Consider the following 14,232-nt stretch of genomic DNA (forward strand, 5'->3'; position numbering starts at 1 on the left):
CTTGTATACAAGTATTATAATCAGAAAGAAAATAAGATTGCAAGCAACATAAAAGGAATAACAATGAGACATCGAGGAAAGAGCTTCTACAATAATACTTTGTATTTATGGCACATGCTTTCTTTTAACATGGACAAACTTTACAGTGAGAAGTTCTTAAAACACATATATGTTTTAAAGCTTTTCAAATAATTAGTGGAGGATGGTTATGTCAAATATGAATACAAATCGTAAAAATGCAAAAGTAAAAGAAACGAGAAGTGCAAGCATAACAAACCAACCTCGACAAATGCTCCAGGAAGAGTTTAGTTCGGAATTTGAACTTGATACATCTTCAGCTCAGGTTAATAATTTTGCTGAAACTAAAGGGAAAACAGGTATCAAACAACCAGTCAGTGAGCGTACTGCATGGCACTAGTTTATATTTGACAACTATTCAACACAATGAGAAGAACTAGGGTAGGTTCCTTAGTTCTTCACTTATAGCCTGGGAAATATTGTGTTTTTTAATATACTTTCCATACATATTTTCTAAACATTTCATAATACTACAGTTGAGCAATGAAAACTTTTTTAGGAAGGGAAGAGAATAGATTGGCAAAACACTCAGACACAAGTTGGAAACAGGATCATCCAAGTACATTATTTAGTAACTCGGTGCAAAAGGCAGATCGTATGTTAAAGCATGCAAAATCACATCCTGAGGAAATGGCTATCGAGCATGCATTTGACCAAATCAAACATGCAGAAAATGCGCGTCTTAATGCAGAGCAATATGGTGAACATTTGGATACAGTGCAGCAAAATAAAGATTATCTAGAGCAGATCAAGCAGCAGCTACATGAAATGAAAGAAAATATGTCGGGTCAGTAACAACCAAAAACGGCTTAAGTCCAAGTGAATGGACTTAGGCCGTCAAACTTTTTCTTAACACCAAACGACAATCTCGTATGGAGTAGTTTGGGCAGGTATACTTCTAGTAGTAGGACCATAAATAACAATTAGGTTTCGATTAGCAGGACTTTTTGTAAACGGTTGCCCATTTTTAAGTGATATAACGCTTGAAGGAGTAAGGTTTAATTGTAATTGCCCATCGCTGCTCACCAATTGTTGATTAAAAAAATCTACCTTTACATGTTGAAGGTTACTTTCTTTTACTACAATTAATGCACGATATTGCGGTGGATAAATCATAGGTACAGGTGCATCCCCATCATAATATCCAGTGATCCATTCACCTGCTGTAACAACTTCTTGATTCACAAAATAAGTAGAAGGAGAAATGACAAAGTTGACGACTCCGCCTACACCATCTTCGACACTCATCATTTTATAACAACCATCTCTGTCCCCATTTTGCCCCACTGGAAAATCACTAATTTGTGTGATGATACCACGAAACGATTTAAAATTTACCATAGCCATTCCCTTCTAAAATCATTCTTGTTCCTTTATTTAATTTATGTAGCATTGTAGGTTGAGGTGACAGACTCATAAATAGGTATTACTATTTTGCATGATCCTCATCTATACTTAACATGTTTACTATAAAGTTAGAGGAGTGGAATCTATTGAAGTGGATTTCTAAAAATAAGAAGGCCTTTTTATTAGTAGTAGTGGTTGTCATTATCATTGCGGGTATATTCGATATCAAATATGAGGGATTATTCTATCAACTATTGCCACCATCTATGCAAAGTTTTTTATCTGATTTATTTTAATAGCTAAAGACCATATCAAAATCCTTCCAGAAGTTCACTCTCGAAGGATTTTTCGTTTTCCTTCTTTATTCTACCCACTATTTGAAGGAGGTCTAAGCAATTATTAAAAATCCTAGGTTATCTGTTTTTGTTAATGGAATACGACAAACAAATGCATAATAAAGATGGGAAGTGGATGTTCTTGAAAAATTGGAGAAAAGCACTAGAACTTTTTTTAAACGATTGGCAGAGCAGAGATGAAGTTGTAGGTGCGTTAGTTTGTGGGAGTTATGTTACAGGAAATCCTTCCGAACGGTCTGATATAGATGTGCATATTATTTTATCGAATGATGTGACATGGCGAGAAAGGGGTAATCAAATAATTGATGGCTTTCTGATCGAATACTTTGCTAATCCACCAGGTCAAATTCGGCGCTATTTCCAAGATGATTTTAAAAAACATAGGACAATGTCGATGGTACAATTTCAAACAGGGCAAATTTTATTTGATTATACTGGAATAATAAATGAATTGAAATTAGAGGCAGATGCATGGCTAGAGAAAAATTATGAAGCAATTGATAAAACAGTTCAAGAAATACAAAAATATGGATTATGGGATGCTTTGGATAATGTAAAAGATTGTTACGAGCAAGAGAAAGGAGACTTTATCTTTGTTTATCATAATGCATTAGCTTTTTTGTTTATGGAGTATAGTCAGTTTTTACAAATCGATACAATTCCTATTCATCAAATTCATTCCTATCTTGTAGATCCTATCTATCTGCAAAAGTATATGAAGTCAGCCTTTCCTGATGAGCGCTTTAAACAAATGTTTCTGCATGCCCTGAAAGAGAACAATGCTGAACAGATGTTGAAATCATTGGAGGCATTGGTTAGTTATGTGTTACAACAAATGGGTGGTTTTTGTATAGATGGCTGGCATGTAAAAAGCCCAATAGAAGGTTAATCTGCCTCATTCTGATATGAGACGCGTGTCAGTTTTTATGTTACTATATAAATATAATAATAAAATAGAATATATTTTTTATGAAAATGTCAACCATTTTTAGGCCCGTTATTCCATAAAACTTAAAATATCCTAGTTTTGTGTCTAATAAAAAGTGAGTTTTTTGCTTGAATTATGATGATAAAGGCTCGAAAAAAGCTGATAACTCTCATATAAATAGTTGATATTTTATTCTTGAACTAATTGTGATAAACTGCAATAAGGTAATAATTGATACAGAAATGGTGTGCTCCGAGGGTTGCTCCATGGCTTACAGTACTTCTAAAGCAGGAGTGCTTACATCCTTTCTGCAAATCTTAACATATAAGGAAGGTAAAAATGAGTAACAGACAAATAAAATCAGATGTTATCTTAATTGGTGCCGGAATCATGAGTGCAACTTTGGGAACAATCCTCAAAGAATTAGCACCAGATTGGAAAATTACAGTGTTTGAGAAGCTTGAGAAAGCAGGCGAAGAAAGTTCTCACGAATTGAACAATGCGGGAACTGGACATGCTGCACTATGTGAGCTGAACTACACTTCAGAGAAAAAAGACGGATCAATCGATATCAAAAAAGCGATTAATGTTAATGAACAGTTCCAGGTTTCAAGACAATTTTGGTCGTATCTTGTAAACAATAAGCTGATCAATAATCCACAAGACTTCATTATGCCTTTACCACATATGAGCTTAGTGCAAGGGAAAGAAAATGTTGAGTTTCTAAAAAAACGTCATGAGACAATGATTCAAAATCCTTTATTTGAAGGAATGGAATTTTCAAATGACCCTGAAACACTAAAAAAATGGATTCCACTTATTATGGAAAATCGTCCAGCTGGTGAAGACATTGCTGCAACAAAAATTGACACTGGTACAGATGTTAACTTTGGTGCTTTAACACGCATGTTAATTGACCACTTAAAAGCAAAAGACGTGGATGTTAACTACAATCATAGTGTTGAAAGTTTAAAACAAGCTAGTGATGGTTCATGGGAAGTACGAGTGCATGATTTAGACGGCTGTAAAATGGAATATCATTCAGCAAAATTTGTCTTCCTTGGAGCTGGTGGAGGTAGCCTAGAATTACTACAAAAATCAGGTATTCCTGAAGGGAAACATATTGGTGGATTCCCGATTAGTGGATTATTCTTAGCATGTAATAACCCAGAAGTGGCTGAACAGCACCATGCAAAAGTGTACGGAAAAGCAAAAGTGGGTGCCCCACCAATGTCAGTTCCGCATCTTGATACACGTTATATTGATAATAAGAAGTCGTTACTATTTGGACCTTTTGCAGGTTTCTCACCGAAATTCTTAAAAACAGGTTCAAATATGGATTTATTTGCCTCTGTAAAACCGCATAATATCACAACTTTATTAGCGGCAGGCGTTAAAGAAATGGGATTAACAAAATATCTAATCCAACAGCTTATGCTTTCAAAAGAGCAACGTATGGAAGAATTACGTGAATTCATTCCAAATGCGAAGAGTGATGATTGGGATATTATCGTAGCTGGTCAACGTGTACAAGTTATTAAAGATACAGAAGCAGGCGGTAAAGGAACGCTTCAATTTGGTACAGAGGTTGTAAGTGCAGCCGATGGATCAATTGCTGCTTTACTAGGAGCTTCACCAGGTGCTTCTACAGCTGTACATGTAATGCTAGAAGTTATTAATAAATGTTTCCCTCAACATATTAAAGAGTGGGAAGCAAAGATTAAAGAAATGATTCCTTCTTACGGTTTATCATTAGCAGAAAACCCAGAGCTTCTAAAAGAAATTAATGCAACAACAGATGAAGCACTTCGTTTGAAGTAAAGATCAATTATATAGATGTTTAAAGAGCTCTTAATCCTTAGCGATTAGGAGCTTTTTTGTGATCATCTTTTCCTGGGAAATTTTTGATAAATAGTTTCCCTTTTTAATATAAATCTTTTTCCACGCTCATTGAATGGCATTAAACTGTAAGCATTATGCCCCGTTGTTTAATAGGGTGTTATTTTCTATACTTTTTTATAAACGTAGGAAGGGAGCTAAGTGGGATGATTAAATTAAAAGATATCGGAACATTTCCGGCAATGCCGGAAATTGCGATGCATATCTATTCTAGTAATATAGCTGCATTACAGGCTGCAAAAGTCAATGGCTGGGATATTGAAGAAGAGATTATTTTAAGTAAACACATATCGTTAAGTCCTTTAGATCTAGCACTGATTGCTGAAAAGTTGGATGTTGTAAAGCTATTAATCGACTATCATGTTAATTTGAATGTTGATCAAAATCCTTCTTTCTTAAGAGCTGTTCGATATTGTAAAGAAAATATAATTCGCTATATTGTTGCACATGGGGCAAAATTAGATGGACATAATCGTGTGGGTTCTGGTGCCTACTCGCAAGCCTACTATGGCAATAAGAAAAATATCCCACTTATTCATGAACTCGGGCTTGATATAAAGCAGCATGGTGGGGCAGTATTACGTCAGGCAGTATCAAATTATGACAAAAATATGGTTACCTATTTACTTGATCAGGGAGTCGATATTAATGATCAAAAGCCCGATATGGTTTATCCGTATGAGCCGACACCATTAACGGTTGCAACACGTATGGGTCATCTAGCAATGGTGAAGTATTTGGTCGAGCGGGGGGCAGATATATCATTGAAGGAGAAAGATGGAGAAAGAGCGTACACCATTGCAGTAAGTGTAAAAAATTTAGAATTAGCTCAATATTTGAAAGAGCTAGAGCCTGCTGAGCTTCATCAGGTAGAAAATAAAAAAGATGCATTAAAAAAATATAAATTACCGAAGGAGCTACTTCATTTTCTGACAGGCAATCAATTACATCTTAAGCTTGCAGTCAATAATTATGATATTCAGTACATCGATTTTTTCAAACTAACGGATACAATTGAGATGAAGATTGGCCGTCAAAAAATGCTACGTCTTTCAGCCACTATCGATCAGTACTCTGATTTGCAATTGGTTTGGAACCCAAAGGGAAAGGTAGGGTGTTACGATTTGGAGCATGAGGTATATGCAGATTTAAGTAGCTTTACAGAATTCCTTGCTAGGCCAGAAATGTACCTGATTCAATTTCTTGAAGGAGAACTCTCATAATATAGCAAAATTTACTTCATGCGTTCCCTCTTCCAGATAGGTAGTAAAGACATGCAAAATAAGCTAGTAGAAGAGCGTTGAAGTTCTGTTCCTTTAACGCTCTTTCGTATCAACTTTTAATCTTTGAGAAGCAAAAAGTTATAGGAAGTTTTACATATTTTGCACAAAAGAACAGCAGTATAGCTACTAGCAAGGATAGAGGAATGCTGATTATAACAGGTAATTCTACGCCATACCAGATGCTCATCTTAATTTGATGAAATCCAAATGTTCTTAAAAAGCCAGCTAGTATGGAAAGAATGCCACTTAACAATAGGCCAGCGTATAATACCGATAATACAACCAGTGCTAATGAACAAAAAAAAGCTTGTAGCCATTTTAGAAATATCACTCTTTTTCCCTCCGTATAATGTGTTGCACCTTTGCGTTAGAAGCAACAGAGTAGTCATCTGAATAGTATAGAGTTTCAATATGGCAATGTTCCCCTACAATAACAACTTCACCTTCCACAATTTTTGCCTTTGTATAAGCTAGTTTCAAGTGTTTGCCGCTAATAGTATGGCAACTTAATTTTTTCTTCAAAAATGAAAGTAGTGTTACCCTATCCTTTTCTACCGAAATATTTTTAGCCGTTAACAGGTTAATTTCACTCTCCCCTGACAATTTTAAGTGAAAATGCTCAGCCGTTATTTCTGCAGCCTTTACAATTCCAATAGCATCGAGCTTCCCGCACTGTAATTTCCCTTCAGCCGACAGCTTTCCAGAGCTACTAATCTTTTGAATATGACCACTACATAATTTTATGTTTCCGGCATTCATGAGCGCTTCCATTTCGCAATAATCCTTTAAAGTACAAGATCCTGTACTAGTAAATGATTGGACGATAACAGGAAAATAAAAGGAGCTATGGCCATGAGTAGACACTTTTTTTAGACGTACCTCTTGTTGAATTGCTACAGCACCTCGAATATTTAATTGCTCGTAATCAGCATCCAAATTTTTAATACGACCGTTTGTTAGTGTAAGGGTGCGGAGATTTTGAAACATAAAAGTCACCTCATTATAATTTAATTAATATATATTTTAATAAATAAAATATATATTAATTAAATTATATGCAACTTCCATTTGTCAAGAACCAACCAATAAAAAAAGGATTTCAAGTTTATTGAAATCCTAAAAGATTTTATTCATTAGCTTGTTTACTTCGCTTAAGATCGTGGCCATGTCCATGAGTTTATCTTGGGAAAATTTTAAAAAGATTTCTTGGACCTTTTCATCACCAGTACTTGTTAAAACCATTTTGACCACGCGACGATCATTATTTTCTCTAATTCGTTGAATGAGCGCTAGTTTTTCCAGTTTATCGCACATAGAGGTTACAGCTCCAGGTGTCACACTAAAGAAATCTGCAATTTCTGTCGCTTTCATACCGCTATTGATTTTAAGTTGTAGAAGTAGGATTAGCTGGTTTTGTGATAGCGCTTCTCCTTCAGATAAAAGGTCTACAAACATTTTCGATTTTTGCTGTATTTCTAGCATTTCTTTCATAATGATTTCAACATTATGTAGACTGTCAGCCATATAATCACGTCCGTTAAAATATTTAATAATTGAATTATATAGCAAGTGAATATATCTTTCCAAGAATACAATATCTCTAAAGAAATAAGCTTTTATTGTTTAAAAGTTGCGTGCATCCATTCAAAGAATCTTTTCTTTTCTTCGAATTGTGGATAGTGTGCAGATTGCTCGTAAGCTATAAATTCTTTTTTCTCTGCCCTGATTTGGTCGAAGTAATTTTTTGCTGCGTGTGAGGATGTTTGATAATCATAGTTGCCCATTAAAAAATAGAAGGGTAAATCAAGCTTTTGGACTTTTGTTGGAATGGGGTGCTGCATGACCTCTTTTAATAAAGCCTCTTGAGACAAGGATAAGCCATAGTTATAGCGGATAATATCTAACAAATTATACTCTTTACTGAACAGCATTCCTAGCATATTTCCATCAGGATTATCTATTAATCTGGTAGCACCACCATATTTGTTTACGTAATTTCTAGGCGTAAACATTGTACCATTTTTAATGGCATCAGCTATCTGTTGTAAATATAAAACATCTTCTTTGTTGCCTTGCAGTTGAGCCTGATTGATTGTGAAATTTAAACTATCGTTCTCACTTTCGATTGTATTGCTCATTTGTCCTATCCCAATATAAGCTTCATATTTTTCAGGGGCGTTAGCGGCTGCTTGTGTAGCAATATATGTACCATAGGAATGGCCAATTAAGATGACTTTTTCTTTGTCTAGTCGTTTAGCTATATAATCAGTCAGTCCTAATAAATCCTCCACAAGCAAATCAGAAGAAAGATTAGAATAGTCCTCGAAAAAATGATAGGATTTCCCACTAGCACGCTGATCATAATGGACCACCGTAAACTCCGTTTCTAGTAAATCCTGATATTTTTTTGCGTAGGGTATTTCAGAGCAGCCAGGTCCGCCATGAACAAAAATAATAACAGGGTTAGCTTTATCCTGACCTCGGATCATTATTTCATGACCAGTGCCATTAATTTCAACTTGCTCTAAAGCGCTAATGCTGGTTGAGCCTTTTATGGAGGAGGTCCATGTTGGGAAGAGCAGCATCAATAGTAGTAAAAGTACAATGACTATCACCATATATTTAATAAAATTAATAGATGTCTTCATCGGATTTCTCCTTTACATGCGTTTCGCGAATGTCGCTTGATACATTCTTCTTTTATACACATAAAAATACATACTCAGAGGCCACCAAAGCGTAACAAAAATAGGGTAGATTGCCCATATAACTCCTGGTGAAGAAACAATATTGACGATGATAAAAAAGATACTTATTAAAAATGTAGCAGTGACGGAGAAAGCCACAAATGTTTTTCGTTGAGCATGGTATAAGGCTAAGGGCCACCACATAACTAAAAATGCAGGATAAATTGCCCAAGGGTATTGAGGTGATAAAATGATGTTTACTAAAGCATAATAAATAATAGTAGAAGCACAGCCTATTAGTGCGATTTTTAGCGTTTTTGCTTTTTCACCTAAGTACATCAGAATGGGCCACCAGACAATAGGATAAATGGCGTAAATGAACCATGGATGATCTGGTGTGTAAATATAGTTTTCTATAATAAGAAACACGATAATCATCGTACTACAAATAATTGAATATTGTTTATACATTTTTTTATACATACAGATGATCGTAATTGGCCAAAGTAACAGCAGTAAGCAAGGATAGATAAACCACATTGTTTGGGGCGATGTCGTGAAATTGACGATACCTAAAAAAATCATTGTCATGATGCTCCCAGCTAATGAAAAGTTAATAAAATTCTTCATATTTATTCACCCCATCTCTTACGTGACCATACAAAGTACATGGACAATGGCCACCAAAGGATAGCGAATATTGGATAGATTGCCCAAATTGTTTGTGGTGTGTAATAAAGATTAATAAAAATAAAAAATGCAATAATTAAGCCACTACCCCAAAGAGAGAACTCTAAATTTAATTTAGCCATGTTTTTCTTAGCAGGTACCTTAACGCCTAGTTCCTTTTTTAAATCTTCTATGTCTCCAAACTCTACAATTGCTTTATTGATGGCATCCTCTTGTTCTTTTCCCTGATCCATCAAATAAAAGACTTTCTCTTCAAGATTTTCAATAATTTCTTGTTTAACCATTTCCGTTTCGTTGTTGCGAGGAATACCCTTAAACAGCTCATCAATATGGTTTTTTATTCTCTTCATTCGACGCCCTCCATAAATAAATCAATAATTTCTTTTACTTCCGACCATTCTTTCGCTAACTCATTTAAATAGGCCTTACCCAATGAGGTAATACGGTAATACTTTCTTTTGCCACCATGTGAAACATCTCCATAATAGGCTTCAATAATTTCTTTTTTCTCAAGACGTTGAAAAACAGCATACAAAGTTGCTTCTTTAATCTGAAATCGATTATTTGTACGGAGACTTATTTCCTGAGAAATTTCATAGCCATAGCGGTCTTTTTCTGAAATGAGCCGTAAAATAATCGAATCCAAGTGTCCTCGGATAATATCACTGCGAACCATAAGTCACCTACTTCATTTTATTGCTCTATCTGTCAGAGTAATATTAGCAAACATTACTCTGCCTGTCAAAGTAATTTATTTTCTTTTTTTTAGAGCACGATAAAAGAACTCCATTCACTAGAAAGTGCCCAAAAGGACAATTTCATAGCAAATGGAGTTAACGATCATACCTCTCTACATATATAACCCTGCAAGAAAAATTCCCCTAGCTTCCTCATAAATATCATCAAATTGACTTATCGGGAGAGGGTTTGTGCCACTTCCTAATTCAACGGTAAAGCCTGGCCTACGCCAATCTTGGATAAACCAATCTTTATAGCCAGCATAGCTCCCAGCAGATTGAATCGGTTCATAGCCACTCACTCGACTAAACTCATTAACAAGCACCTCTGATTCAGGTGGTTCAAGATTTTCAAAGCCCCAATAGATAACGCGACCTTGTGTATGAAAGGCTAGTACTCTTGCAAAATCACGCTGCTTGGTCAAATCAGCCATAGCTATGGCTTCAGGCTCAGACAAAGGCCTTTCCCCGCCATAATCTCTAGGACCAGGAGTTTTCGGGTTACGGGCGCTTTCTAATTCCCATTTGGCAGGAAACTGATCATTTAAATCAACGCCATGGATGTTTGCCTTCCAGCCAGAAAAATCAGAGCTACCATTATTCCATGAAATGAGCTGATTTTTTAATGATTCATCATTTGGGGGACCTTGTATGACTAAATTGACCCCATCGGGATTTACCATTGGTACTACGGATAGGGTCGTTTGCTGATAAAGAGGAAATAAAGAAAGTCCACTCATATTATTTTGGTTAGTGAGAGCGAGCAAATAGTCATTTAAAAATGTTAGAATAATAGGAGTAGTAATCCATTCATTTGCATGGAAGGAGCCGTTATAATGAACACGTTTAGTTCCATTGCCAATTAATAGCTCTGGTATTTCCTTACTTAAAACGGAGCTACCAATGGTAGTACTGCGAAGAAATGGATAGGCGTCAACTAGCCTTTGAATATCATTCATCATGATGTTGTACGTATAATTTTGTTTACCGTCAATTAAGCGCCATGTTAAGCGTTGTGGTATATGAATCATCTGGCCAATCTGTAATTGATTTGGATGAAGACCTGGGTTTACAAGTAATATGGCAATAAGTGGTAGATTATACCGCTGTGCAATTTGCCAAAGGGAATCCCCTTGTTTCACCTGATAGTTAATGGTCACAAATCCAGGAATACGAATGCGTTGCCCAACTCTTAAAAATTGAGGATTTATATTGGTATTGGAATCTAAAATGAGTGGAAGAGGTATTTTAAATACTTCACTGAAATGCCAAAGTGAATCTCCTGGCCTTACGAATATATCCACATGCATTCTCTCCTTAGTTAGAAATAGTTCAATATAAAATGTATATGTGAGAAATTAATACTTATTAATGCTAAAGCCGTAAAATTTCTTTATAAGAATGTTTAAGATGGTATTCTAGTCACATTTATAACAAAAATAGAGTTTAGGAAAGGTAAAGGTAGGAAAACCAAATGTTAAATAAATTAAAATTGGGTATACGCTCCAAGATTACATTGGGTTATATTATCATCATTCTTTGCTTACTTGCATCAGTGATCATCCTAAATAATCAAATTACTTCTTTGCAAAAGGAAAGAAATTTTATTATTAAGTACGACTCTAATGTGAAAACATTAACCAATGATATTGAAAAATATATATTGGATATGGAATCAAGTCAGCGAGCTTTTATTATTACGGGTGAACCTAGTTATCTGGAGCCCTATGATAATGGAGCGGAAAACTGGAAAATAGATTTTAATGATCTTTATCAGCAAATGAAAGATAAACCAACCCAGCAGGAAAAATTGAAAGAGATAGAGGAAACGATCGATCATTGGGTTGAAACAACGGGTGGGCCAACTATTCAATATAAAAAGGACGGTAATACAAAAGCGTTAACGGAATTTTTCAAAGTTGATAATGGACGCCAAGACATGGAAAAAATGCGCAAATTATTCGATGCATTCCGTGCAACTGAAAATACTTATACACAAGCAAAGGCCGCTCAGTTAGACAAACAAAATAGTCAATTAACAAGTGGTCTATTTGGGATTTTAATTTTGGTTTCTGTAATTGCTATTGTTATAGCAAGTGGCATTTCCCGTTCCATTGTCAAAACTATAACAGAAGTAACACAAACGATTCAGGAAATGGCTGCCACGAAGGGTGATTTCAAGAGAAGAATACATGTGAATACAAATGATGAAATTAATGAGCTTGCTGATGCAACCAATATATTATTGGAATCGGTAGAGAAGAGAGAGTGGTTACAAACCAATATTGCTGATATTGTAACAAAATATCAAGGTATTTCAGCTATTACCAAATTGGCTGAAACCTTCCTGTCAGAAATGGCACAGAAAACACAGGCGTCTCTTGGAGCATTCTATGTTCGGGAAGAGGCAGAGGAACAAGTACTATTTATAAAAAAGGCGGCTTTTGCTGACGGAGATGATCGTGTCGGTATGGAGAGCTTTAAAGTAGGACAAGGTTTAATCGGTCAATGTGCATTAGAAAAAAGAGTTTTATTCTATGATAATATTCCGCAGGACTATCGTTTAATTAGAACAGGGCTAGGTGAAATAAGACCCAAGCATATTTTATTGATTCCTGTTATTTTCGAAAATGAAGTTATAGCGGTTGTCGAGTTAGCTACAATGACTAAATTTAATGCATTGCAACAGGAGTTAGTGAAGCAGGTTACTGAAACCTTTGGCTTAACTGTAAATGGTGTATTGGGGCGTATGGAGATCGTTCGATTATTAAATGAGTCAAGAGCAATGACGGAGGAGTTACAAGTTCAATCAGAGGAACTTCAAACACAATCTGAAGAATTACAAATGCAGACAGAAGAGCTGACGATGATTAACGAGCAGCTTGAAGAGCGAACGAAAGAGGCAGAGTCCAAATCACGTGAGCTAGAAAAGGCTAAGCAAGAATTAGAAGAAAGTGCAGAACAGCTTATACTTAATTCTAATTACAAATCTGAGTTTTTAGCAAATATGTCACATGAGCTTAGAACGCCTTTAAATAGCATTTTAATTTTGTCAGAGATGTTAGCAGAGAATAGCCAAGACCACTTAACAGATGAGGAAACGGAATTTGCGAAGGTTATCCATTCCTCAGGTGAGGATTTACTTGCATTGATTAATGATATTTTAGATTTATCTAAAGTGGAGGCAGGGAAGCTAGATATCATCTTTAATGAAGTGAATATGAGTGAAGTACCTGTTCAAATTGAGCATACTTTTGCACCTGTCGCGATGAAGAAAAATATAGATTTCCATATTTCAAAGGCAGATCATGTTGTCGACGTATTCTATACAGATGAAAAGAGATTTCAGCAAATCATAAAGAACTTATTATCAAATGCCTTTAAGTTTACGGAGCATGGATCTGTAACTTTAGCGATTAATCAGCTTGCACAGAGCCAGCTTACAAGTAATATGCAAGATATTAGCGATGATTGGCTAGAAATTACTGTTTCAGATACCGGTATAGGAATTCCAAAAGACAAGCATCAATTGATCTTTGAGTCATTCCAGCAAGCAGACGGTGCTACCGTTCGAAAATATGGTGGAACAGGACTTGGTCTTTCAATTTGTAAGGAGTTTGCGAAACTACTTGGTGGTTGGATTACATTGCAAAGTGAAGAGGGACAAGGTAGTAGCTTTACGTTAACGATTCCAAGCTTACCAAATGGAGTCGAAGAGGATCATTGCGATAAGCTTGCTGCTTTGAATGAGGTAGCTGTGACAATTGAGGAAGATGTACCGAGAGAAGAGCCATCGCAGGATAATAGGGAAGTTTTAAAGCATGATGAGGTAGAGGTTTTTCAAGGGAAAAATATATTAATCGTCGACGATGATAACCGTAATATTTATGCCTTAAAAACAGCACTTGAAACAAGAGGCATGACCATTTTAGTGGCTAAAGATGGACTTGAATGTTTAGAGGTTTTGCAAGCTCATCATGAGATTGATTTAGTGCTTATGGATATTATGATGCCGAATATGGATGGTTATGAAGCAATGACTATTATTCGTCAACAAATGAAGCGGACTGAATTACCGATTATCGCCCTGACGGCGAAGGCTATGAAGAATGACCGGGATAAATCATTGCAAGCTGGTGCATCTGATTATATTAGTAAACCATTAAATTTAGATCAATTAATATCCGTTTTAAGAGTATGGTTAGTTTCTAAAGGGAGTATATAAAG

General features: G+C 35.6%; 15 protein-coding genes. 7 read left to right on the forward strand and 8 right to left on the reverse strand.

Annotation, left to right across the window (positions count from 1 at the left end):
• Positions 1–208: 208 nt before the first annotated feature.
• Entirely contained in the window at positions 209–418 is a 210-nt protein-coding gene (locus AC3CH7_RS20915) for a hypothetical protein (protein ID WP_241740608.1), read from the forward strand.
• 176 nt (positions 419–594) lie between these two features.
• A complete protein-coding gene (locus tag AC3CH7_RS20920) occupies positions 595–873 on the forward strand; it encodes a hypothetical protein (protein WP_031416780.1) in 279 nt (92 codons plus the stop codon).
• 54 nt (positions 874–927) lie between these two features.
• On the opposite strand, the gene AC3CH7_RS20925 is transcribed toward AC3CH7_RS20920, so the two are convergent.
• The gene (locus tag AC3CH7_RS20925) at positions 928–1,419 is read right to left on the reverse strand and encodes a hypothetical protein (protein WP_031416779.1); all 492 of its coding nucleotides are present in this window, start codon (positions 1,417–1,419) and stop codon (positions 928–930) included.
• 152 nt (positions 1,420–1,571) lie between these two features.
• On the opposite strand from AC3CH7_RS20925, the gene AC3CH7_RS20930 reads away from it, so the two are divergent.
• The 4 genes from AC3CH7_RS20930 (at position 1,572) to AC3CH7_RS20945 (ending at position 5,831) form a co-directional block, all read left to right on the forward strand.
• Positions 1,572–1,721: a hypothetical protein gene (locus AC3CH7_RS20930; RefSeq protein ID WP_227256946.1), complete on the forward strand. Its 150-nt coding sequence runs from the start codon at positions 1,572–1,574 to the stop codon at positions 1,719–1,721.
• A gap of 175 nt (positions 1,722–1,896) precedes the next feature.
• Positions 1,897–2,670, forward strand: a complete 774-nt coding sequence (locus tag AC3CH7_RS20935; RefSeq protein WP_031416778.1) for a nucleotidyltransferase domain-containing protein — start codon at positions 1,897–1,899, stop codon at positions 2,668–2,670.
• 378 nt (positions 2,671–3,048) lie between these two features.
• Entirely contained in the window at positions 3,049–4,530 is a 1,482-nt protein-coding gene (locus AC3CH7_RS20940) for a malate:quinone oxidoreductase (RefSeq protein WP_012296155.1), read from the forward strand.
• 224 nt (positions 4,531–4,754) lie between these two features.
• Positions 4,755–5,831 (forward strand): ankyrin repeat domain-containing protein, encoded by a 1,077-nt coding sequence (locus AC3CH7_RS20945; RefSeq protein ID WP_197148776.1) that lies wholly within the window; start codon positions 4,755–4,757, stop codon positions 5,829–5,831.
• Between the two features lie 387 nt (positions 5,832–6,218).
• Here the strand turns inward: AC3CH7_RS20945 and AC3CH7_RS20950 are convergent, their stop codons facing one another.
• From AC3CH7_RS20950 to AC3CH7_RS20980, 7 genes are all read right to left on the reverse strand, one after another.
• On the reverse strand, positions 6,219–6,878 hold the full coding sequence (locus AC3CH7_RS20950) for a hypothetical protein (RefSeq protein ID WP_031416775.1): 660 nt from the start codon (positions 6,876–6,878) through the stop codon (positions 6,219–6,221).
• A 129-nt stretch (positions 6,879–7,007) separates the two neighbouring features.
• Entirely contained in the window at positions 7,008–7,415 is a 408-nt protein-coding gene (locus AC3CH7_RS20955) for a MarR family transcriptional regulator (RefSeq protein ID WP_012296152.1), read from the reverse strand.
• Positions 7,416–7,507: 92 nt separating this feature from the next.
• A complete protein-coding gene (locus tag AC3CH7_RS20960) occupies positions 7,508–8,539 on the reverse strand; it encodes an alpha/beta hydrolase (RefSeq protein WP_488381869.1) in 1,032 nt (343 codons plus the stop codon).
• A 12-nt stretch (positions 8,540–8,551) separates the two neighbouring features.
• Positions 8,552–9,208 carry a hypothetical protein gene (locus tag AC3CH7_RS20965; protein WP_488381870.1) on the reverse strand — a complete coding sequence of 219 codons (657 nt, stop codon included), beginning with the start codon at positions 9,206–9,208 and terminating at the stop codon, positions 8,552–8,554.
• A gap of 2 nt (positions 9,209–9,210) precedes the next feature.
• A complete protein-coding gene (locus AC3CH7_RS20970; protein WP_012296149.1) occupies positions 9,211–9,618 on the reverse strand; it encodes a permease prefix domain 1-containing protein in 408 nt (135 codons plus the stop codon).
• Positions 9,615–9,944: a PadR family transcriptional regulator gene (locus AC3CH7_RS20975; protein ID WP_012296148.1), complete on the reverse strand. Its 330-nt coding sequence runs from the start codon at positions 9,942–9,944 to the stop codon at positions 9,615–9,617. Before AC3CH7_RS20975 ends, AC3CH7_RS20970 begins: the two co-directional genes overlap by 4 nt.
• 174 nt (positions 9,945–10,118) lie before the next feature.
• Positions 10,119–11,309, reverse strand: a complete 1,191-nt coding sequence (locus AC3CH7_RS20980; protein ID WP_031416771.1) for a M14 family metallopeptidase — start codon at positions 11,307–11,309, stop codon at positions 10,119–10,121.
• 170 nt (positions 11,310–11,479) lie between these two features.
• On the opposite strand from AC3CH7_RS20980, the gene AC3CH7_RS20985 reads away from it, so the two are divergent.
• Positions 11,480–14,230 carry an ATP-binding protein gene (locus AC3CH7_RS20985; protein WP_207889552.1) on the forward strand — a complete coding sequence of 917 codons (2,751 nt, stop codon included), beginning with the start codon at positions 11,480–11,482 and terminating at the stop codon, positions 14,228–14,230.
• Positions 14,231–14,232: the final 2 nt, after the last annotated feature.

The sequence above is a fragment of the Lysinibacillus sp. F12 genome (assembly GCF_057773605.1).

Excerpts from the sequence above, each read along its gene's own strand:
- AC3CH7_RS20915 (WP_241740608.1), top strand. The coding sequence starts at position 209 with ATGTCAAATATGAATACAAATCGTAAAAATGCAAAAGTAAAAGAAACG.
- AC3CH7_RS20925 (WP_031416779.1), bottom strand. The coding sequence starts at position 1,419 with ATGGTAAATTTTAAATCGTTTCGTGGTATCATCACACAAATTAGTGAT.
- AC3CH7_RS20935 (WP_031416778.1), top strand. The coding sequence starts at position 1,897 with ATGTTCTTGAAAAATTGGAGAAAAGCACTAGAACTTTTTTTAAACGAT.
- AC3CH7_RS20940 (WP_012296155.1), top strand. The coding sequence starts at position 3,049 with ATGAGTAACAGACAAATAAAATCAGATGTTATCTTAATTGGTGCCGGA.
- AC3CH7_RS20945 (WP_197148776.1), top strand. The coding sequence starts at position 4,755 with ATGATTAAATTAAAAGATATCGGAACATTTCCGGCAATGCCGGAAATT.
- AC3CH7_RS20950 (WP_031416775.1), bottom strand. The coding sequence starts at position 6,878 with ATGTTTCAAAATCTCCGCACCCTTACACTAACAAACGGTCGTATTAAA.
- AC3CH7_RS20955 (WP_012296152.1), bottom strand. The coding sequence starts at position 7,415 with ATGGCTGACAGTCTACATAATGTTGAAATCATTATGAAAGAAATGCTA.
- AC3CH7_RS20960 (WP_488381869.1), bottom strand. The coding sequence starts at position 8,539 with ATGAAGACATCTATTAATTTTATTAAATATATGGTGATAGTCATTGTA.
- AC3CH7_RS20965 (WP_488381870.1), bottom strand. The coding sequence starts at position 9,208 with ATGAAGAATTTTATTAACTTTTCATTAGCTGGGAGCATCATGACAATG.
- AC3CH7_RS20970 (WP_012296149.1), bottom strand. The coding sequence starts at position 9,618 with ATGAAGAGAATAAAAAACCATATTGATGAGCTGTTTAAGGGTATTCCT.
- AC3CH7_RS20975 (WP_012296148.1), bottom strand. The coding sequence starts at position 9,944 with ATGGTTCGCAGTGATATTATCCGAGGACACTTGGATTCGATTATTTTA.
- AC3CH7_RS20985 (WP_207889552.1), top strand. The coding sequence starts at position 11,480 with ATGTTAAATAAATTAAAATTGGGTATACGCTCCAAGATTACATTGGGT.